General features: G+C 54.4%; 16 protein-coding genes. 3 read left to right on the forward strand and 13 right to left on the reverse strand.

Going from position 1 to position 20,486, the window contains the following annotated elements:
- The first annotated feature begins 121 nt into the window (after positions 1–121).
- A complete protein-coding gene (locus ACMWLG_RS16655) occupies positions 122–991 on the forward strand; it encodes a crotonase/enoyl-CoA hydratase family protein (RefSeq protein WP_039263551.1) in 870 nt (289 codons plus the stop codon).
- On the opposite strand, the gene pdeR is transcribed toward ACMWLG_RS16655, so the two are convergent.
- The 7 genes from pdeR to ACMWLG_RS16690 all read right to left on the reverse strand — a co-directional run bounded on the left by pdeR (position 988) and on the right by ACMWLG_RS16690 (position 12,045).
- The gene (gene pdeR, locus ACMWLG_RS16660; RefSeq protein WP_045620486.1) at positions 988–2,979 is read right to left on the reverse strand and encodes a cyclic di-GMP phosphodiesterase; all 1,992 of its coding nucleotides are present in this window, start codon (positions 2,977–2,979) and stop codon (positions 988–990) included. The genes ACMWLG_RS16655 and pdeR overlap by 4 nt on opposite strands.
- Before the next feature lie 322 nt (positions 2,980–3,301).
- A complete protein-coding gene (locus ACMWLG_RS16665) occupies positions 3,302–5,236 on the reverse strand; it encodes an exoribonuclease II (RefSeq protein ID WP_045400167.1) in 1,935 nt (644 codons plus the stop codon).
- Between the two features lie 88 nt (positions 5,237–5,324).
- Complete coding sequence (locus ACMWLG_RS16670) at positions 5,325–6,311, reverse strand: CMD domain-containing protein (protein ID WP_045400164.1); 987 nt, start codon at positions 6,309–6,311, stop codon at positions 5,325–5,327.
- 153 nt (positions 6,312–6,464) lie between these two features.
- Entirely contained in the window at positions 6,465–7,253 is a 789-nt protein-coding gene (fabI, locus tag ACMWLG_RS16675; protein ID WP_003856831.1) for an enoyl-ACP reductase FabI, read from the reverse strand.
- Positions 7,254–7,523: 270 nt separating this feature from the next.
- Positions 7,524–10,619, reverse strand: coding sequence for a multidrug efflux RND transporter permease subunit (locus ACMWLG_RS16680; RefSeq protein ID WP_045400161.1), 3,096 nt, complete (start codon positions 10,617–10,619; stop codon positions 7,524–7,526).
- Between the two features lie 4 nt (positions 10,620–10,623).
- Positions 10,624–11,535, reverse strand: a complete 912-nt coding sequence (locus ACMWLG_RS16685; RefSeq protein ID WP_171863449.1) for an ABC transporter six-transmembrane domain-containing protein — start codon at positions 11,533–11,535, stop codon at positions 10,624–10,626.
- A gap of 123 nt (positions 11,536–11,658) precedes the next feature.
- Positions 11,659–12,045: a hypothetical protein gene (locus ACMWLG_RS16690; RefSeq protein ID WP_032668468.1), complete on the reverse strand. Its 387-nt coding sequence runs from the start codon at positions 12,043–12,045 to the stop codon at positions 11,659–11,661.
- 271 nt (positions 12,046–12,316) lie between these two features.
- Here ACMWLG_RS16690 and ACMWLG_RS16695 point away from each other — a divergent pair, with 271 nt between their 5' ends.
- Both ACMWLG_RS16695 and ACMWLG_RS16700 read left to right on the forward strand, forming a co-directional pair.
- On the forward strand, positions 12,317–13,021 hold the full coding sequence (locus tag ACMWLG_RS16695; RefSeq protein ID WP_045400158.1) for a response regulator: 705 nt from the start codon (positions 12,317–12,319) through the stop codon (positions 13,019–13,021).
- Complete coding sequence (locus tag ACMWLG_RS16700) at positions 13,018–14,082, forward strand: ATP-binding protein (RefSeq protein WP_045400155.1); 1,065 nt, start codon at positions 13,018–13,020, stop codon at positions 14,080–14,082. The genes ACMWLG_RS16695 and ACMWLG_RS16700 overlap by 4 nt, the downstream gene beginning before the upstream one ends.
- Here ACMWLG_RS16700 and ACMWLG_RS16705 read toward each other — a convergent pair.
- The 6 genes from ACMWLG_RS16705 to sapA all read right to left on the reverse strand — a co-directional run bounded on the left by ACMWLG_RS16705 (position 14,063) and on the right by sapA (position 20,444).
- Positions 14,063–15,004: an ATP-grasp fold amidoligase family protein gene (locus ACMWLG_RS16705; protein WP_045400153.1), complete on the reverse strand. Its 942-nt coding sequence runs from the start codon at positions 15,002–15,004 to the stop codon at positions 14,063–14,065. The two genes, ACMWLG_RS16700 and ACMWLG_RS16705, sit on opposite strands and share 20 nt — an antisense overlap.
- Positions 15,005–15,164: 160 nt before the next feature.
- Positions 15,165–15,971: a putrescine export ABC transporter ATP-binding protein SapF gene (sapF, locus tag ACMWLG_RS16710; RefSeq protein ID WP_023312051.1), complete on the reverse strand. Its 807-nt coding sequence runs from the start codon at positions 15,969–15,971 to the stop codon at positions 15,165–15,167.
- A gap of 1 nt (position 15,972) precedes the next feature.
- Complete coding sequence (sapD, locus tag ACMWLG_RS16715) at positions 15,973–16,965, reverse strand: putrescine export ABC transporter ATP-binding protein SapD (protein WP_033145732.1); 993 nt, start codon at positions 16,963–16,965, stop codon at positions 15,973–15,975.
- Entirely contained in the window at positions 16,965–17,855 is an 891-nt protein-coding gene (gene sapC / locus ACMWLG_RS16720) for a putrescine export ABC transporter permease SapC (RefSeq protein WP_032656751.1), read from the reverse strand. Before sapC ends, sapD begins: the two co-directional genes overlap by 1 nt.
- Positions 17,842–18,807, reverse strand: a complete 966-nt coding sequence (gene sapB, locus ACMWLG_RS16725; RefSeq protein WP_023312049.1) for a putrescine export ABC transporter permease SapB — start codon at positions 18,805–18,807, stop codon at positions 17,842–17,844. Before sapB ends, sapC begins: the two co-directional genes overlap by 14 nt.
- Complete coding sequence (sapA, locus tag ACMWLG_RS16730; protein WP_023312048.1) at positions 18,804–20,444, reverse strand: ABC transporter substrate-binding protein SapA; 1,641 nt, start codon at positions 20,442–20,444, stop codon at positions 18,804–18,806. Before sapA ends, sapB begins: the two co-directional genes overlap by 4 nt.
- Positions 20,445–20,486: the final 42 nt, after the last annotated feature.

Here is a 20,486-nt window from a genome sequence, read left to right on the forward strand (position 1 = left end):
ATGCAATAACTAAATTACTTAAACGTAAGTGATAAATTTATTCCCCCTCATGCAGCAGGCTTAATGAGTGGATTAGTCTAAAACTGCGCGCAAGGCGCTTTTTTATAAGAGGAATTAGACTATGACAGTTATCAATCAGCCTACCTGCACACTGTTTACCGATACTGAACGGTTCACGCAGCTGTCAGGGTATTACGAGGCGGAGCGTCACACGGTCTGGATGATGCTGCGGGCTCAGCCACGTCCTTGCTTTAACCATGCGTTAATAGAGGAGATCATGAACTTTTCATGGCTGGTTCGCCAGTCCGGGTTTGCGGTTGATTTTTGGGTAACCGGATCGCTGGTTCCCGAGATGTACAATACGGGCGGTGATTTACAGTTCTTCGTCGAGTGCATTCAGAACGGACGTCGGGAAGCGTTACGGGCGTACGCTCGCGCCTGCGTTGATTGCGTCCATGCGGCCTCGCGGGGGTTTGATACTGGGGCTATCACTCTGGCAATGGTCGAAGGCAGTGCGTTAGGGGGCGGGTTTGAGGCCGCTCTGGCGCACCATTTCGTCCTGGCTCAGCGCGATGCCCGTTTAGGTTTCCCGGAGATTGCCTTCAACCTGTTTCCGGGTATGGGAGGATATTCCCTGGTTGCACGCCGTGCAGGCATGAAGCTGGCGGAGGAACTCATCTACAAAGGGGAATCCCATACGGCTGAATGGTACGAACAGCACGGGCTGGTGGATGTCCTGTTTGAACCCGGACAAAGCTATGTCTCCACCCGAACCTTCATCGATACGCTGCGGCCAAAACTGAACGGCGTAAGGGCGATGCTGCGCGCCCGTACCCGCGTTCTGCAATTGCCCCGCAGTGAACTGATGGATATCACGGAAGACTGGGTGGATGCAGCTTTCTGCCTGGAGCCGAAAGATATCGCCTACATGGAGCGTCTGGTCACGCTGCAAAACCGCCATCACGCGGCGGGGCTGCGTAAAGCCAGTTAACGTTGATTTCGCGCTTGATATCGTTTTAGCCATCGCTCGAATGCGGCAGCGGGCATCGGCTTAGCAAACAGAAAACCCTGCCGTTCGTTGACGCCGTTCTTGGTCAGAAAGGCGTCTTCTTTTGCATTTTCCACACCTTCGGCAATCACCTGAAGATTTAACGCCTGCGCCACCGCGACGATAGCGCGCACCAGTGACTGTGAAATGGACTGCTTATGAATGTCCCGGACAAAGGATTGATCGAGTTTAATGGCGTCGATAGGGAAGCGGGCGAGCTGCGAAAGAGAAGAGTAGCCGGTGCCAAAATCATCCAGATGAATCTGCGCCCCGAGCCTGCTGAACTGCTGGATCACGGAGAGCGCCAGCTCTTCGTTCTCGATAAGACAGCTTTCGGTCAACTCGACGTCGACAGGGCAGTATTCAAAATTCAGATCCTTCAGCGCCTGCTTTAAGTCGCTGAAGATAGTCTGGTCGGCCAGCTGTCGCGCAGAGACGTTCACCGCCACGCGCAGGTTAATTCCCTTGTCGCGCCATTTCGCCACCTGGCGAACCACATCAAGCATCACCCAGCGGCCCAGCGGCACAATCAGCCCCGACTCCTCGGCATAAGAGATAAACTCCAGCGGCGGGATCAGGCCGCGTTCTGGTGATTGCCAGCGGACCAGTGCTTCAAGGCTTCTGACTTCCCCACGCCAGGTTATTTTGGGCTGATAGTGGATTAGAAGCTGATCGTTATCCAGTGCTTTACGGAGGTTGGTATCCAGCCAGAGATACTCAAACACGCGCTGGTTCATCTCGGGTGAGAAGACGCAGAACTTGCCCCGGCCGTTCTCTTTGGCGGTGTACATGGCGGTATCGGCGTTACGAATGACGCTTTCCCGGTCGCTACCATGCTGCGGGGCTAGGGCGATACCCAGAGAGCAGCCGGTATAAATCTCAATCAGACCGATTCGGAACGGCTGGCGCAGGCGGGTTAAAATGCGTGATGCCATTGCCTCCAGAGAGCCCTGAGAGGTATTGGTGGCCATGACGATAAACTCATCACCGCCAAGACGCGCCAGCACCTGTTCCTCATCCAGACAGCTCAAAATGGCTAGGGCGACAGCCTGTAGCAGCTGATCGCCAAACATATGCCCGTAAGCGTCGTTGACCTTTTTAAAGTTATCCAGATCGAGATACACCACGCCTACCTGCGTGTCGCCGCGGTTGGCGATGGCGTCAGAAATCAGATCGTGGATCGCATTGCGGTTTGGCAAGCCGGTGATGGTATCGGTATTGGCCAGCACGCGCAGCCGCTCCTGAGCGCGGCGTTCGTCGGTAATATCTGTCCCGGAACAGATAAGGAAAATTTCATTTTTACCGCTGCCGCTGTGAACGAATTTGTTTCTGAACAGAAACAGCCGCTGGCCTTTACGCGTTTTGATCCAGCGTTCGACTTCATAGGAGCTGCCGTTACGAAAAAAACCGGTAATATTGCGCTTTGAAGCGGCCGCTTCGCTGCGGCTCATAAACAGCTTAAACACGTTCTGGCCAATCACTTCCTGCTCTTTCAGGCCGGTATACTCTTCGCTAAGCCGGTTAAAACGCTGGATATTGCCGTGCCGATCGAGAATAACAATGACGGAGTTGGCCTCAGAGACAACCTGTTCCGCAAAAGAGAGCCCTTGAGCCAGATCGCGCGCCACGGAGGGCGTATCGTTCCATGCGGAAGCGGTTCCGGCCCACTCGTTACGGGTTATTTTCCGCCCAACAAGGTGAACCGGGAGGTCTTCCCCGAATAGCGAGAGCGTCATGGAAATACTGGAGGTAATAACGGTTAAGTGACGGATGAGATCGGCCTGATCGTCGTCCAGCGCAATCACCTGAGTGACATCGGCATTTTCGCTGGTGGAAAGGTGCAGAGCGTTGCTGTCAGCTGACAAACGCCACCACGGGCTGTGAGTCCCCATGTAGCGAAACAGCAAATTCTGCTCCAGATCGTCCATCATGTTTTCTCCCGCAGCTGTTCATTAGCGCACAAATTATTCATTTGTTGTCGACTTTTCCGTTGAGAAACAGCGGCAAAACCGAAGTGAACCTGTTGTTTTTACCTGCTTTCTTATAATAAAACGAGTCAGGTTAAAAAGGATACTGAGCGTATAAAAATTCACGCAACCGAATATAACAACACTCTTTTACTGTAGATAATTCTGGCGGTTTTGGGCGAAGGGATACTGAAAATAGTAAGGAAAAATAATGATTTTGTTGCGGGGATAAAAATAAAAATTGTCGGCCCTTCCGAAACGAAAAGACCGACAATTGAAGCGGTTATCAGGCGACAGGACGCGCGATAATACTGCGGGTTTCCATGCGAACTTCGGCGATCTTAACGTCAATCACGTCGGTGACTTTGTAAACTGTTTCACCTTTGATTTGCACGGTACCGTTTTCCTGACTACAGACCATTTCGTCGCGAACCGCATGCAGGAACGGCGCAGGAATAAACGCGACAGCACCGTTATCGACCAGACGGACGCGCATACCCCCGCGGCTGATATCGATGATCTCTGCGGCGAAACGGGTATCCGTACCGGCTTTATCCTGCAGGAAGCGTGCGTACAGCCAGTCGCCAACGTCACGTTCCGCCATGCGGTTCAGACGACGGCGATCGGCCATCTGCTGCGTGGTGTCCTCCTGAGGACGGGCAATGGTTTCACCTTTGATAATCGCTTTCAGCAGACGGTGGTTAACCATATCGCCATACTTACGGATCGGCGATGTCCAGGTGGCGTAAGCTTCGAGGCCAAGACCAAAGTGCGGGCCAGGCTCGGTGCTGATTTCAGCGAAGGACTGGAAGCGACGAATGCGGCTGTCCAGGAAACCCGACGGCTGCGCGTCCAGTTCGCGGCGAAGCTTGCAGAAGCCCGGCAGCGTGAGCACTTCTTCCGGATCAACGTGCACGTCGTGATTCTTCAGCAGGGCCGCCAGCGCTTCGGTATTCGCCGGATCAAAGCCGGTATGGACGTTGTAAATGCCAAAGCCCAGCTTGTCGCGCAGCACGCGCGCGGCACAGATATTGGCGGAAATCATCGCCTCTTCAACGATGCGGTTCGCAATGCGTCGCGGTTCGGCCACGATATCCAGCACTTCGCCTTTCTCACCCAGAACAAAGCGATAATCCGGGCGATCTTTGAACACCAGCGCATGGGTTTGACGCCACTCGCCGCGGTTGAGACAGATGCGATGCAGCAGACGGATCTGAGCGGCAATGGCGTCTGATTCAGGTTTCCAGCTACCGGTATTTTCCAGCCAGTCGGAGACGTTATCGTAGGCCAGCTTGGCTTTCGACTCGATGGTGGCGGCAAAGAACTCGATATCGTCTTCGATGGCGCCATCCGCAGCAATGGTCATGCGGCAGGCAAGGACCGGGCGCACTTCATTTGGACGCAGCGAGCAGAGATCGTCTGACAATTCGCGCGGCAGCATCGGAATGTTGAAGCCCGGCAGGTAGTTGGTGAACGCACGGATTTTCGCGGCGTCATCCAGCTTGCTGCCTTCGGCAATCCAGGCGGTTGGATCGGCAATGGCGACGGTCAGATGCAGTTTGCCGTCGGCGCTCTCTTCAGCGTACAGCGCGTCATCCATATCTTCTGTGCTGGCGCTGTCGATGGTGACAAACTCCAGCGCGGTAAGATCGCGGCGCGTCAGACCTTCGTCCTGCATCTCGGTTGCCACGCCGTTCGGCGCTTCTTTTTCAAGATTATGGCGTGCCAGCGTAACCCACCATGGCACAAAATGGTCGGCGCCAAAGGTAATGAACTGGGTCAGTTCAGCATAAAAACCGCGATCGCCTTTCAGAGGATGACGGCGCATTTCAGCTACGGCCCAGTCGCCTTCTTTAAAATCATGCTCAACGCCACGGGCGGCGCGGCAGGGAATAGCATCTTTCAGCAGGGGATGATCCGGCACGATAGAAAGACGATCGTCTTTTCTCTGTACCTTACCCACAAAACGGGTCAGGAACGGTTCGATCAGTTCTTCCGGCTCGGCAGACTCGCGGTCCTTCTCGGTATGAATGACGGCCATTACGCGATCGCCATGCATCACTTTCTTCATCTGCGGAGGCGGAATGAAGTAGCTTTTCTGCGCGTCAACCTCAAGGAAGCCAAAGCCCTTTTCCGTGGCTTTTACGACCCCTTCTGCACGCGGCGTCTGGGAATGCAGTTGCTGTTTAAGCTGCGCTAGCAGCGGGTTGTCCTGAAACATAATGTTCTATTTTCGTAGCCATTGAGCGGCTGACAGTTTTACGCGATTCTCACTGTCTCAGCAAGCGGTCTTTGGGTAATGAGTGTGGTTATTCCTCTTTACCAAACGCGACTTTCAGACGATTGAGCCAGCCATCAAACGCGCTTTGGGTAAGCAGCGTGATGGCTTGTTCGCCCGCGATCCCTCGATCCGTGAGAGGGGTAAACTGCGCGGCGCTGAAGCGGTCAGGAGAGCGTGTCAGCAGTTCGACCGCCGCCGAAAGTGCGGGGGACGTCAGCGGGATCTCTTCGCGGGTGTTTAACAGGATTTCTCCGGTCAGGTCGAGCAACGACGGCTCATGACAAAGGACCGGCGCCAGCGCCTCCAGCGCGGGTTCAGCCTGCCAGCGGGACAGCGACTCAAGCTGGTGCGCACTCGCATAGCGCAGCTCGACGACGGGCAACAGCGGCACCCAGGCGGCGTGGCTCGCGGGCAGCGTGTGCGGCTGAATATGATGGCCTGGCAACCAGCGAACGGGGTGTCCTAACAGCGCCTGAAAAACCGCGACCACGCGCGCCTGAAAACCAATAAACCCGATAATCTGGTTAATCACCACAATGTCATATATTGACAGGCCAACCTCATCAAGCTGGTTCTGCGCTTTATCATCAATGACATCAGGGGAGCTGGCGAGCTGGCGGGCATACTGCGTAATTTGCGCCAGACGTCGGTTGCTTTCACGCGAGGAGTCCGGGCCGGGAAGCGGGGCGAGGAGGGCGGCGTAATGGTTACAAAGCCGCTGAACGCCACAGGCCTGGGCGACCGTTAGCGCGGTGCTGAGCCGATCGTATGCGCTGAGCGTATGCAGGCGGTTCACGGGAATCGAGAGCGGAAACAGCTGGTGGCACAAGGCTCTGGCAGGGGTAAGCCAGCCAGAACAGGCGGCGATAATCTTATCAGGCAGGGCTAAATCGAGCAAAAAACGATCGTCAACGTTAGCGGCTTCGGGCACCAGAGGCAGAACATCTGTCTGCGCGTGGTTCGACTGGGTCTCGTGATACCAGTGGCCTTTGCCGGAAAAACGGCGTTGTTCCATGTGCGTTCCTTGATCTCAAAATGGCGATCAATATCCTGGCGTAAGGCAGATAAAGGGAAAAATATTGTTAGGTGATAACAAATAGCAGAACGGAATAACGAAGGGGCGGTGCGGGGGGGAAACTCTCTTCCCGTGCGGGAAGAGAGTCACAGCTTATTTAATTTCCAGCTCGTTCATTGCAGCGATGTTGAAGCCGCCGTCAACGTGAACTACTTCGCCGGAGATACCAGCGGAAAGGTCAGAGCACAGGAATGCTGCAGAGTTACCCACATCTTCAATGGTAACGGTACGACGAATCGGGGTAACCGCTTCGCAGTGTGCCAGCATTTTACGGAAATCTTTAATACCGGAAGCTGCCAGGGTGCGGATAGGACCTGCAGAGATGGCGTTAACGCGCACGCCTTCAGGACCCATTGCGTTCGCCATGTAGCGTACGTTGGCTTCCAGAGAGGCTTTCGCCAGGCCCATAACGTTGTAGTTAGGGATAGCACGCTCAGCGCCCAGGTAGGACAGAGTCAGCAGGGCTGCGCCCGGGTTCAGCATCGCGCGGCAGGATTTCGCCATCGCAACGAAGCTGTAGGAGCTGATGTCGTGAGCGATTTTGAAGCCATCACGGGTAACCGCGTTCACGTAGTCGCCGTCCAGCTGGTCGCCAGGAGCGAAGCCAATGGAGTGAACGAAACCGTCGAATTTCGGCCATGCTTTTGCCAGTTCAGCAAACATGCCGTCGATGCTTTCGTCTTGTGCAACGTCACATTCCAGAACGATGCTGGAACCCAGCTGCGCGGCAAACTCTTCAACACGGCCTTTCAGCTTGTCGTTCTGGTAGGTGAACGCCAGCTCAGCGCCTTCGCGATGCATTGCCTGTGCGATGCCGTATGCGATGGACAGTTTGCTGGCAACGCCAGTCACCAGAATGCGCTTACCGGAAAGAAAACCCATAGCTTTAATCCTTATATTCATTGCTAATTTTGCCTTGTAATTCATAGCGTTACAGGCAGTATTTCAAAATCATTCGAAATTAGCTCGAAATTATAGCCCACTCACAGCCCCTTGTGTCACGATATTTCTCGCTGTTCTCCGAAGACGCCTGCTCCGAAGAATGCGCCGCGGACTCGCGGGGGCTCAAAATTTCAGCATTCGTCCAGTATATCACCCGGCAACAGCTTCGCCTCATCCAACCAGCGAGGAAGCGCGATCCCGCAAGGGTATTCACGCTTTCCTGAGGTTGTCGATGAAGCGCGCGATGACGATAAAGAAAACCGGTACGAAGAAAATGGCGAGAAGCGTACCGCTAATCATCCCGCCAAATACGCCGGTACCGATGGCATGCTGCGTACTGTCGCTCGCCCCATGGGCCAGCATCAACGGAACAACCCCTAAGGTGAAGGCTAACGACGTCATCAGAATAGGGCGCAGGCGCTGGCCGGCGGCATGAATGGTTGCCGCCAGCAGGGGCTGCCCCTGGCGATGGAGCTGCCTCGCAAATTCAACAATCAGAATGGCGTTTTTTGCCGACAGGCCGATAAGCGTAATCAGGCCGACCTTGAAGAAAACGTCATTCGTCATGCCGGCAACGGACACCGCGATCACCGCGCCAATAAGACCCAGCGGAACGACCAGCATGACCGCAAATGGAATAGACCAGCTCTCATACAGGGCGGCGAGCACCATAAACACGACCAGTATCGACAGGACGATAAGGCCCGGAAGCTGAGATTCCGATTTTCTCTCCTGCAATGAACTCCCGGCCCACTCGCCAGCCATGCCCTGAGGTAAATCTCTGGACAAACTCTCCATAACCTTCATTGCGGTGCCGCTGGATGCTCCCGGCGCCGCATTTCCGGTAATGCGAATAGCCGAATATCCCTGATAACGCGTCAGCTGCTGGGGCGCAACGTTCCAGGAAAGCGTGGCAAACGTCGATACCGGCACCATCTGTCCCATCCGGTTTTTCACTGATAATGTCAGTATCTGCTCAGGCTGCATTCGGTAGGGCGCATCGGCCTGAATGATCACCTGCTGAACGCGGCCGTTGTTCGTATAGTCATTAACGTAATTTGAGCCCAGGGTGACGGAGAGCGTCTGGTTGATTTCATCAAACGAGACGCCCATTGCTTCCGCCTTTTCTCTGTCCAACTGGAGCGCAAGGTTTGTTCCTTCCGGCAGACCGTCTATATACACGTCACTCAGTTCAGGGCGCTGGTTGGCCTGCAGGACCAGCGCGTCGGCAGCGCGCTTTAACGCCTCGTAGCCCAGTCCCGCTCTGTCCTGCACGTACCAGGTGAAGCCCGACGAGGTGCCCATATCCGAAATGGCCGGCGGGAGCAGGCTCATCGTGACGGCATCAGAGACGTTTGCCATGCTGGCCTGTATCCGGTCGGCTTCCCCCTGGGCCGTCGAGCCCTGCCGATCTTTCCAGTCTTTCAGCGTGGTGAAGGCCATAGCCGAGTTTGGCCCTGAACCTGAAAATCCAAAGCCCAGGATCATAATGTTGCTTTCAATATCCGGCCGGGTCGCAATTTCCTCTTCAAATTTTTTAACCACGTTGAGGGTACGCTGCATCGTGGCATCTGAAGGCAACTGGATTGAGGACATAAAGTAGCCCTGATCTTCATCCGGCAGAAAAGACGACGGTAGCGAAGACAATCCCAAAAACAGCGCAGCACAAAGCGCAGCGTACAGGAGCAGCATACGCCCGGTTCGCTTCAGAACGGCACCCAGCCCTGCTTCGTAACAGGCGGTGAGCGAACGGAAGCGCGCGTTAAACCCGACCGCGAACCTTCCGCCTCCGCTCTTTCCTGCCTTATGCGGCTTGAGTAACGTTGCGCACAGGGCAGGCGTCAGCGTCAGGGCAAGAAACGCGGACAGCAGTATGGAAACCGCCATGGAAATACAAAATTGTCGGTAGATAATCCCGACGGATCCTTCAGCAAACCCCATGGGGATAAACACGGCAGTGAGCACCAGCGTGATCCCGATAATCGCCGGTGTGATTTCCTGCATGGCTTGCCGCGTAGCGTCAAGCGGGGAAAGGCTTTTTTCCTCCATCAGTCGTTCAACGTTTTCTACAACCACAATGGCATCATCAACGATAATCCCTATCGCCAGCACCATGCCGAACATCGTCAGAATATTGATGGAGTAGCCGCTCAATAGCATCACCGTGAAGGTGCCAAGAAGTGCGACGGGAGCAACAATCGCCGGGATAAGCGTACAGCGTATCTTGTGCAGAAACAGCAGCATAACCAGGAAGACGAGGACCATCGCTTCTACAAATGTCTGAACAACCTTCATGATAGAAAGTTTCACAAACGGTGCGGTATCGAAGGGGATCGTAAACGACATTCCGTCGGGTAACACCCGGGAAAGTTCGTCGATGCGCGCCCGTACGCCGGAAGCCGTACTCATCGCATTCGCACCAGGCGAGAGCTGGATTGCTGCCGCCGTTGCGGGCACGCCATTTTCACGGATACCAAAGGCGTAGCTTTGCAGGCCAGATTCAATCCGCGCAATGTCGGACAGTTTCAGGCGGGCGCCGGATGCGTCAGATTTCAGGGTGATATTCCTGAACGCCTCTACCGAGGAGAGCTGTCCCTTCACGGTGATGGGATACGTTACCCCTTGTCCTGCAGCGGCGGGCTCATCTCCCGTTTTGCCGGGCGAAACCAGGGCATTTTGCTGGCCAACGGCGGTAAGAACATCGCTCACCGAAAGCCCGTAGCCGTGGAGCTTCATGGGATCCAACCAGATGCGCAGCGCTTTTTCGCCGCCAAACAGCTGAACTTTCCCTACGCCGGGCACGCGACGAAGCTCGTCACTGACGTTTCGGGCAAAATAGTCGCTTAAGTCGGCTTCCTCAAATTGACCCGTCGTGGACTTAAGCCCCACCATCATTAGAAAACCCGAATTAGCGGCCTCGACGTTAATGCCGTTTTGTCTTACCGCCTGAGGGAGACGAGGCTCGACAATCTTAATCTGATTCTGCAGGTCCATCTGCGCCAGCTTGATGTCCGTGCCCGGTTTAAACGTGACGGTAATCGATGCCGAACCGGTTGTGTCGCTGGATGATTCGAAATAGAGCAAATTATCGACTCCAGAGATTTCGCGCTCGATTAACGATACCACCGACGTATTCATGATATCGGGGCTCGCCCCCGGGTAACTGACGGAAATAATGATCCCCGGCGGTGCCACGGCCGGATATTGCGCAACAGGCAAACGGGGAATAGACAGGAGTCCTGCCAGCACGATAAAAAGCGCCACTACCCAGGCGAAAACGGGGCGTTCAATAAAAAAATGAGGCATTAAATTAACGTCCAGTTACGTGAATTTCTTCATCAGTGGATACGCGTTTACCGATATCCCTGAGCTGCGAAAACTTCTCTAGAAGCTGCGGTGCGTCATCAAGGCTCGTCGCGAACATCCACATGTAGGTCATCACGGAATAAATATGTCCGGCGGTGATGCCGGTTGAGCGCGTCATCCAGACGATGGTCAGCGTAAAAAGCGCGGCAACAAGCACGCCAACCCACAAATAGCCCCACGCCTCGCGGTCAGATAATGCGATACGTAAACGCGCCAACGTGGAGTAATGTCGGTGAAGCGTGGCCGTGCCCGCCTTATGGACATAATCCACTTCTTTTTCCAGCCGATTATTCAGGCGCATGAACAGCCATTCATTTTTACGGGCATATTCTGAGACAAATCCGAGCAGGATAAATACAATCGCAAAGCACATGACGCCGGCCCAAAATTCAATAAACAACAACATGATTGCGGCACCAAAAAGTGAGCTCAGCGAGGTAATAAGCAGGGGAAGGTGCATTTCAAAGAAATCCACATATTCGCGCGAGAGCGTTACCCTGGCGGCGATCGCCGAATGGTTAAGCTGGTATTTGCGCTGTGCCAGGACGACGGAAACCGCGAGTCCGGCATAAATGCGTGCAAACGTGCGCGTGTCTACGCTTCGTCTGGCCGCACCGATGAACCACATGCAAAGCACCATCAGGCCATACAGCGCGGCGTTAAGCGTTTCACCGGCGAGGATGGCATTTATCGCGATGCCAGCCAGAACGGGATAAAGTAAAAACGTCACGTTTTCGGCCACCACCAGGAAGAAAGTGACAGCCAGTTTTTTTCGGTGCCGTATCGCGAGTTTTTTAAGCGAGCGCATCATACCGGCAGGTTCAGAAGAACGAAAATTATTATTACGGTTCATCATGATGGGTAAGTCATGTCAGACTTTTCAGTGAGTTATTTTTGTGTGAAAGAGTGAGGTAGAGATTCTACCGCGCGCCTGTTTAGCGGACATGGGCGGTTTATGGAGGACGTGTGGAGCAGCGGCTCAAATCATTCTCATAATGAGGTACAGCGGTGCTCCGCCAAAAAAAATGATCAAATAACACTCGTAGTAAAAGATCAGATCTTCGATATCGGGCATCGCGTTTAACAGTACGGTGAACGTAATAATGAGATAGACAAAAATCATCATCAGCCAGAAGGCGACGACGAGTAGCTCAGTCAACGCGCCGGCTTTATTTTGGATCATCAGAGAGACCACCGACAATGCGATGCAGCCATAGATAATGGGTGAAGAGAGTAGCGTCGAGGCGACTTTTTCATCCATTCTGTGCACCAGTACCAGCCAGGTATAAAGTAATCCCCACGACAGCAACAGGAACAGGGAATATATACCCAGTTTTTTAGGAGAGAAATATTTAGAAAGTTCCATGTTCATTATTTCAGCCAACTTCATAAAATCTTGAAGAAACAGTGGTAATTTGCAACGCGCAATGCACAAAGGACTATGCCTCAATAGCGATTATGCGCGGACATTGTCGAGTCTTTATTGACTGAATGTGTAGGCTGTGTGGAGAAATAACCGGGCATTTAAATCAACCTGGAAATTTTCGTGACCACGGCACTTTTTCGCGGAGGCCGTGTCTTATTGTGCTAAAGATATCTGATAGCGTGCTCAAAGGGATTTCACCCACGGAGATAAAATGCACAAAAATACGCTGATCCTTATTGTTGAAGATGAAGACGAAATCGCCGATATACTGATGAGCTACTTAGAGCGTTCGGGAATGAAAACGCTCAGAGCCAGGCAGGGCGAGCAGGCCATAACGCTCAATCGCCTCCATAAACCGGATCTCATATTGCTGGACATTCACCTGCCCGTATGTGACGGCTGGAGCGTACTTACCACGCTTCGTCAGGAAAGCGCTGTCCCCGTCATTATGGTTTCCGCTCTCGATCAGGATGTCGATAAGCTCATGGGGCTGAGGCTGGGCGCGGATGATTACGTGATCAAACCCTTCAACCCTTCTGAAGTCGTCGCCCGGGTTGAGGCTGTGCTGCGCAGGACAAAACCCGCGCTTCAGCAGGCGGGTTCCCAGCCGCTCAGAACGCCATTTATTACGGTCTACCCGGATGACTTCTACGTGGAAGTCACCGTGGGGGCAGAGGTTGTCTCCCCGGTATTAACGACGACCGAATTTAAATTGCTCACATACCTGGTGAGATATCCGCGAAAGGTCTGCTCACGCGAAGAGCTACTCAACGCGTGTCTGCCGGAAGGGGATACACTCGACAGAACGGTCGATAGCCACATGAGCAAGTTGCGTAAAAAACTGGAGCTGGCCGGCCTTTACGGTGTTCCCGAGAGCATCAGAGGCATGGGTTACCGGCTTGGGGAAAAGAAATGAACAAAGAGTCTGTCCTGAGTCGTCAGATCTTAACGTATATGCTGTTGCTGACGTTTACGATCATTGCCATCGCCATACTCGGCTCCTGGTTTTTTTACTCCTTTATTCTGGATCACCTCCCGGGCGGCCCTGCTGCGGGCGATGACGAGCAGATGACGATGTGGGACTGGGCATGGATTGGGACCGCGACTACGATCAGTATGATTATTGCCCTCTTTTTCACGGTCAAACTTTCATCGCGGATACTCACCCCGCTAAACGCGGTAGCGTCCAGCCTGAAAAAGATTTCTCAGGGCGATCTGGACGCCAGGGCATTTTGCGCCAGTTCCCGGCTGGGTGAGATCAATCACCTGGTGACGGATTTCAATGAAATGGCGGAAAAATTACAGACGCTGGATATTCAGAGGAAATCCTGGAATGCCGCTATCGCGCATGAGCTGAGAACCCCGGTCACGATCTTACGCGGACGGCTTCAGGGGTTGGTTGACGGCGTTTTTACCCCGGATCCGGTGCTGTTTAATAATCTTCTCAAACAGACGGAAGGGTTAACCCGCCTGATTGAAGATCTCCGGGTTGTCAGTTCGGATGGCGGGGCGGGATACACGTTATGCCAGTCCAAAACCGATCTAAAAGGGACAATACAGAACGCACTTGATACGTTCATGCCCGAGTTCATCCGTAAGGCGTTTACCGTCAATACAGACCTTAGGGAGCAGCAGTGCGTATTCGATCCATTACGCATCAATCAGTGTCTGACCGTTTTATTTGATAATGCCTTACACTATTCAACCTCGCGCACGCTCATCGTGAAAAATGGCGTTTCTGATAAAGGCAATTATATCCTTATTCAGGACGGGGGACCGGGCATCCCCAGAGAGTTTCATGATTTCCTGTTTCAGCCCTTTCAGCGCGATAATGGCGCCAGACATGTGAACCCGGAAGGCTGTGGCTTGGGCTTGTCGGTGGTAAAAGCCATCATGCTGGCTCATGGTGGCGATGTTTCCTATACCTTATCGACGCAAAACCACTCGATATTTAAGCTCACCTGGCCCGACTCGTGAGCTTCAGCGGCAGGTCAAATCTGCCTGCCGGCGATAAATGCCATATTTTTCCTAATTTAGCATCCCATTCCTGCGGGGTAATCGTCAGTTTACCGCGTCTTGGGCTTAAGGTTATTTCGCTGAAATAGATTTCATCTTTTTTTAGCATAAGGTCAACGCGGCAGTAGTCAATTCCATCCGCCAGCTCCTGGGAGGCCAACAGTGCCTGACGGAACAAGAGCGGTTCGCCAGGCGTTGCTGAAGTATTCGGATATTCCATCCGGAAGGGTTGTAAGTTCCACAGCCTGTCATAAACGTTGATAAACCCTTTGCCGTTATCATCCGTAAAATCCGCTTCTACATAGTGGGCAACGCCATGAAAACAGTGGATCCTCAGCATTTCGGGCGTTGTGTTTCTGTCAGCATCGTCGAAGAGATCGACAAACGGCTCGCAAAGTATGCTCGGCGTAATGTTTTTGTACTGCCATTCGCGCGTGGTGTAGTAAAGATTTTTCTTTAACGCGAGGCTCAGCTTTTTACACGCTTCTTTTTCATTAAATTGCGCTTTGTTTGTACATATTATTGTGCTGCCGCTGTCATGGTTGCACTTAAGGACGAATTTGTCAGGAAGAATTGAAAAATCAATCTGCGACGGCCGGGTATAAACGCCAATTAATGGCACCGTTTTCACGCGCGTTGTTCTGGAGGAAACGTATGCCCGAACGGCGAGTTTATCCGCAAGCATCGTGTAGAAGTTATTATGGTCATAGACCAGACGATGACATATTTTTTCACTCAACGTCGTGGGCGAGTTAATGTCAGGAGTTTCCCCGGTTGATTTTTTAAGCCTCACGGTATGAAAATGCAGGTCCGTCATTAAAAATGAGCGGCATTTTCTGATGAGATACTCTGTGTATTTTAAAACGTAAGTGGCGGTGTTCATTTCTTCTCCTCCGTAATGTCCGGATATTCTGGAGAAGAACTGTTGATTGATATTGCTTAAAATATGGAGCAGGGATGGAGACGAAAATTAAAGGATTAAATAGCGCACGCAGATTATTTAATCCTTAATTTAATGGGGTAGTTTTTGTGAAGCGTCGCGCTTAGCGGTCCTTTCTCCACGCATCGGCGGTTAATGCTTCACCGAAATGACCGGCAATCAGCCGTTTTGTCAGTTCATGAAGCGGAGAGGCCATCACATCCGCGGTGCTGCCGCGCTCTACCACTTCACCCTGGTGCATGACCATCACCTGATCGCTGATGTGCTTCATCATTCCCAGATGCTGGGTGACGTAGATATACGAGATCCCCTGTTTTTCCTGCAATTCCAGCATCAGGTTAATCAGCTGCGAGCGCATCGACATATCCAGCGAGGCAAGCGCTTCATCCGCAATGATCACTTTTGGCCGCAAAATCAACGCACGCGCCAGACCCAGACGCTGTTTCTGGCCTGGTGCCAGCATATGCGGGTAGTAGCTTTCGTGATCCGGCAACAGCCCAACCATACGCAGGGTTTCAAATACGCGCTTACGGCGCGCCTCTGGCTCCAGGTCGGTGTTCAGACGCAGCGGAAAATCGAGGATCTGAGAAATGCGCTGGCGCGGGTTAAGCGAGGTAGACGGATCCTGGAAGATCATGCGGATGCGCTGGCTGCGGAAAGAGTAGTCGCCGAACGTCAGAGGATGATCGTCAATCAGCACTTCGCCTGCAGTCGGTTCAACCATGCCGGCGAGCATTTTCGCCAGGGTGGATTTCCCGGAACCGTTCTCGCCGATGATCGCCAGGGTCTGTTTTTCACGCAGCGTAAAGCTCAGCGGCTTCACCGCGTCGACAGTTTGACGATGAAACAGCCCCGTGCGGTAGCGAAAGGTCTTACTCAGGTTGCGGACTTCCAGTAAGGTTTCGACCATTTCACTCTCTCTCCATGTTCAGCGGGAAATGACAGGCGTATAGATGATTTTTGGCCCCGGTCAGGCGTGGCGTCTCGATACATTTACGCTGAGCATAGGGACACCGCGGCCCCAGACGACAGCCTATCGGCAGGGATTCCAGCAGCGGAATCGCCCCCGGCAGGGTATTCAGGCGACTCTTATGCGGCATCGCGCTGCCAAAATCTGGAATGGCGCGGATAAGCGCCTGCGTATACGGATGATGCGGCGCGCCGATCAGATCTTCACTCGGCGCGGTTTCGACCGTTTGTCCGCAGTACATCACGTCAATTTTATCCGCCCATTTGCTGAGCATTTGCAGGTCATGGCTGATCAGCAAAATGGTGGTGTTGTTATTCTGGTTGAGACGCGACAGCAGGCGGAAAATTTGCGCCTGCGTGGTGGGTTCCATCGCGTTGGTGGGCTCATCCGCAATCAGCAAACGCGGCTGATTTGCCAGCGCGATAGCAATCATCACTTTCTGACATTCGCCGTCGGTCAGCTCATAAGGGAAGCTGCGCATCGCATCTTTGTGATCTTTGATCCCGACGCGGTGTAAAAGCTCAATGGCGCGGCGCTTGCGCCAGCCAACGCGTTGCCACCAGCGGCCTTTATAGGTCCAGCCGGGAATGTTCTGCATGAGCTGTTTACCCACGCGTTCGGACGGATCGAGACAGGACTGCGGCTCCTGGAAAATCATCGAGACGTTATGCCCGACCAGCTTACGCCGCTCGCGGGGGGAGAGGCGCAGCAGATCGATATCGTCAAAACGCATACGGTCTGCCGTCACGCGCCAGTTGTCTTTCGCCACGCCGCATATAGCTTTGGCAATCAGGCTTTTTCCCGAGCCGGATTCCCCCACCAGCCCGCGAATTTCACCCTCCGCGAGGGTGATACTGATGCGATCGACGGCTTTAACCCAGCCTTCACCGGTTTTGAATTCGATGGTGAGGTTGCGAATATCAAGAAGCGGCATTATTGCACCCCCGCGTTAATTGCACGGCGAATACCGTCGCCCAGCAGGTTGATAAGCAGCACGCTCACCATAATGGCCGCACCCGGCAGCATGACCGTCCACGGTGCCACGTAGATTAACTCCAGCGCGTCGCCGAGCATCGCACCCCATTCGGGCGACGGCAGCTGTGCACCGAGATCGAGGAAGCCGAGCGCCGCGATGTCCAGGATCGCCATCGACAGGGCGCGGGTGATCTCTGTGACCAGCCCGGCGGCGATGTTGGGCAGCACGGCAAACCACAGAATGTTGAAGGTCGTCGCGCCGTCCAGACGCGCGGCAACGACGTACTCTTTTTCCAGTTCATCATGCACCATGCTGTAAACCGAGCGCACGATGCGGGGCAGGATAGCCAGCCAGACGGCGAACATGGCGTGCGACAGGTGCGGACCGGCAAAGGCAACAACGATGATCGCCAGCAGCAGGGACGGAATCGACAGCAGCGTATCCAGAATGTGGTTAAGCACCGCCGAACGCAGGCCATGGGTGGATCCCGCAAAAATACCGAGCGCCAGCCCGCAGATCGTAGCCGCGAGCGTCACCACAAATGCGCCACCCACCGTCGGGGCTGCACCGCTCAGCAGGCGGCTCAACACGTCACGTCCGAGGTCGTCCGTTCCCAGGAAGAAAGAGACTTCACCGTAGCGCGACCAGGACGGTGGCAGCAGCTGATAGCCAAGGAACTGCTGGTCGATGCCGTACGGCGCAAACCACGAGCCAAAGACGCAAAGCAACACCAGGCCGGCGCAGCCGTAAAGGCCGATCATAGCCGTGGTGTCACCGTAGAACTTACGCCACACGGTACGCAGCACGCCGGGCGTGCGCTTTTCACTGTATACGCTATCGTAAGGCATACCATTCCTTATGCTTCAATGGGTTAGCCATGGCACCCAGAATATCGGACAACACGTTAACAATAATCACCAGCGAACCAATCACCATCACGCCGGCAGAAATAGCGGCGTAGTCCTGCTGGCGGATGGCGTTAATCAGCCATCGCCCCAGGCCCGGCCAGCTAAAGACCATCTCGGTGATCATGGCCAGCGTCAGCATGGTGGAAAACTGTAATCCCAGACGCGGAATTACCGGCGGCAGCGCGTTGTGCAGGACGTTGCGGCGCAGGATGGTCAGGCGCGACAGCCCGCGCGTGGCGGCGGCTTTGACGTAGTTCTGGTCAAATACCTCAATGGTGCTCAGGCGCATCAGGCGGATCACTTCGGTGGTTGGCGCAACCGCCAGCGTCAGCACCGGCAATACCATATGGCGCACGGCGCTGACGATCATCTCATGGCGCCACACCGAATCGGACAGCCACGCGTCAATGATGGCAAAACCCGTCACCGTTTTAACCGTATAGAGCAGGTCAAAGCGACCCGAAACCGGCAGCCAGCCCATCGTCAGCGAGAAGAACAGCGTTAGCAGCAGCGCCAGCCAGAAAACCGGGATGGAGAAGCCGAACAGGGCGAGGGCGCTGATAAACTTATCCTGCCATTTGTTGCGATAGATCCCGGCGAGCATGCCAACGGGGATGCCGACCATCAGGGCAAAACCGAAGGCCAGAATGCACAGCTCCATCGTGGCCGGGAACACCTCTTTCAGCTGCTGGGAAATCAGCTGCCCGTTAATGCTGGACACGCCGAAATCCCAGTGCAGCAGCCCGTTAAACCAGAACAGCCAGGCATCCCACAGCGACGACCCCTGGAGCGGGGCGTGGGGCGTGAAATAGCTCAGGCTGAAGCCGACAAAGTTCAGGAAAAAGAGCGTCACCAGCAGCAAAAGGAGCCGACGTAAGGTAAAAATAATCATGGTTTTTTCACCTCTTGTTCTTTTTCACGCGACACGCCGGCGAACGAGGCGTTGCCGAACGGGCTCAGCACCAGGCCTTTAATATCATAACGATAGGCCTGAAGGCGCAGGGAAGAGGCCAGCGGCAGCACCGGGAGTTCCTGGGCAAGGATCTTCTGCGCTTCATCATAGGCGTCGATGCGCGAGGCCAGCTGCTGGGAAGCCAGCGCTTTTTGCAGCACGGCGTCAAACTCCCGGTTACACCAGTGGGCGTAGTTGGTCTGCGAATTTATCGCCGCACAGCTTAACAGCGGCCGGAAGAAGCTGTCCGGATCGTTACTGTCGGTCGCCCAGCCGGTCAGGGTTAAATCATGATTCATGTCCATCAGGCGCGCCTCCTGGAAACGGCCCTCAACCGGTACGATGATCACTTTGACGCCCACCTGCGCCATATCTGCCTGCAGCAGTTCGGCGGTCTTGAGCGGGCTCGGATTCCACGCCTGGGAGCTGGTTGGCACCCAAAGCTGCAGCGTAAGGTTTTCCGCCCCCAGCGCCTTCAGCTGTTCACGCGCTTTTGCCGGATTGTATTCCGTAATTTTAGCTTCACCGTCATAGGCCCACGAGGCGCGCGGTAAAATTGAGGCGGCGGTTTCCGCCGTGCCGTAGTAGATCGACTGCATTAAACGCTGGTTGTTAATCGCCAGCGCCAGAGCGTGACGTACGGCAGGGTTATTCAACGGCGGCTTATCCGTGTTAAAGGCCAGATAGGCGATATTCATGCCCGGGCGTAACGTCAGGCGCAGGCGCGGATCGTCGCGCAAAATGGTGAGCTGGCTGGCCGCGGGCCAGGCGAGTACGTCGCACTCCCCGGTGAGCAGTTTTGACAGACGTCCTGTCCCACCTGAACCGAGATCGACCACCACCTGCGGCATCAGCGGAGTGCCGCGCCAGAAATGCTCATGACGCTGCAGACGAATATATTGCCCGGCGCGGTATTCGGCGAGCTGGAACGGACCGGTGCCAACCGGCTGACGATCGAGCAACTCCTGACGATCTTTTTTTGTCAGGTTCGCCGCGTATTCAGCGGACATGACTGACGCATAGTGGGTCGCCAGGTGCCAGAGGAAGGAGGCATCCGGGCGCGTCAGCGTAAATTCAACCGTGCGGTTGTCCAGCTTGCGCACGCTCTTGACGGTGTCGGCAAACTGCAGGCTGTCGAAATAGGGGAAGTTGCTGCCGTTAACGTTATGCCACGGGTGGTTGCGGTTAAAGATGCGCTGGAAGGTAAAGACCACGTCATCTGCGTTCAGCTTGCGCGTGGGGGTAAACCACGGCGTGCGTTGAAATGCGACGTCATCGCGCAGATGAAAACGGTAGGTTGCGCCGTTATCCAGCACTTCCCAGCTTTCCGCAAGCTCAGGCACCAGACGGTAGGTGTACGGATCAACATCAAGCAGACGGTCGTAAAGCTGCGCGGCCAGGGTATCCACGATCAGGCCGCTGCCCGCTTTTTGCGGGTTGAAGGTGTCCACCTGGCCGCTTACGCAATAGACGAAGCCGCTGTCACGAATGTCAGGCTGCGGAGTTAGCCCGGGCGCGGCAAAGGCCAGGCTGCTAAACAGACCGAGAGCAAAAAAGGACGATAAAACCAGACGCATAATTTTTAAGGTTTTTAGGTTTGATCTGCAAAGTGTATCGCA

The sequence above is a fragment of the Enterobacter sp. 01-M-02-SI-ECC genome (genome assembly GCF_047530595.1).
Taxonomy (GTDB): domain Bacteria; phylum Pseudomonadota; class Gammaproteobacteria; order Enterobacterales; family Enterobacteriaceae; genus Enterobacter; species Enterobacter cloacae_M.

What these genes read in the sequence shown, in the direction of transcription:
- ACMWLG_RS16655 (WP_039263551.1), top strand. Translation starts at nt 122, where the DNA reads ATGACAGTTATCAATCAGCCTACCTGCACACTGTTTACCGATACTGAA.
- pdeR (WP_045620486.1), bottom strand. Translation starts at nt 2,979, where the DNA reads ATGATGGACGATCTGGAGCAGAATTTGCTGTTTCGCTACATGGGGACT.
- ACMWLG_RS16665 (WP_045400167.1), bottom strand. Translation starts at nt 5,236, where the DNA reads ATGTTTCAGGACAACCCGCTGCTAGCGCAGCTTAAACAGCAACTGCAT.
- ACMWLG_RS16670 (WP_045400164.1), bottom strand. Translation starts at nt 6,311, where the DNA reads ATGGAACAACGCCGTTTTTCCGGCAAAGGCCACTGGTATCACGAGACC.
- fabI (WP_003856831.1), bottom strand. Translation starts at nt 7,253, where the DNA reads ATGGGTTTTCTTTCCGGTAAGCGCATTCTGGTGACTGGCGTTGCCAGC.
- ACMWLG_RS16680 (WP_045400161.1), bottom strand. Translation starts at nt 10,619, where the DNA reads ATGCCTCATTTTTTTATTGAACGCCCCGTTTTCGCCTGGGTAGTGGCG.
- ACMWLG_RS16685 (WP_171863449.1), bottom strand. Translation starts at nt 11,535, where the DNA reads ATGATGAACCGTAATAATAATTTTCGTTCTTCTGAACCTGCCGGTATG.
- ACMWLG_RS16690 (WP_032668468.1), bottom strand. Translation starts at nt 12,045, where the DNA reads ATGGAACTTTCTAAATATTTCTCTCCTAAAAAACTGGGTATATATTCC.
- ACMWLG_RS16695 (WP_045400158.1), top strand. Translation starts at nt 12,317, where the DNA reads ATGCACAAAAATACGCTGATCCTTATTGTTGAAGATGAAGACGAAATC.
- ACMWLG_RS16700 (WP_045400155.1), top strand. Translation starts at nt 13,018, where the DNA reads ATGAACAAAGAGTCTGTCCTGAGTCGTCAGATCTTAACGTATATGCTG.
- ACMWLG_RS16705 (WP_045400153.1), bottom strand. Translation starts at nt 15,004, where the DNA reads ATGAACACCGCCACTTACGTTTTAAAATACACAGAGTATCTCATCAGA.
- sapF (WP_023312051.1), bottom strand. Translation starts at nt 15,971, where the DNA reads ATGGTCGAAACCTTACTGGAAGTCCGCAACCTGAGTAAGACCTTTCGC.
- sapD (WP_033145732.1), bottom strand. Translation starts at nt 16,965, where the DNA reads ATGCCGCTTCTTGATATTCGCAACCTCACCATCGAATTCAAAACCGGT.
- sapC (WP_032656751.1), bottom strand. Translation starts at nt 17,855, where the DNA reads ATGCCTTACGATAGCGTATACAGTGAAAAGCGCACGCCCGGCGTGCTG.
- sapB (WP_023312049.1), bottom strand. Translation starts at nt 18,807, where the DNA reads ATGATTATTTTTACCTTACGTCGGCTCCTTTTGCTGCTGGTGACGCTC.
- sapA (WP_023312048.1), bottom strand. Translation starts at nt 20,444, where the DNA reads ATGCGTCTGGTTTTATCGTCCTTTTTTGCTCTCGGTCTGTTTAGCAGC.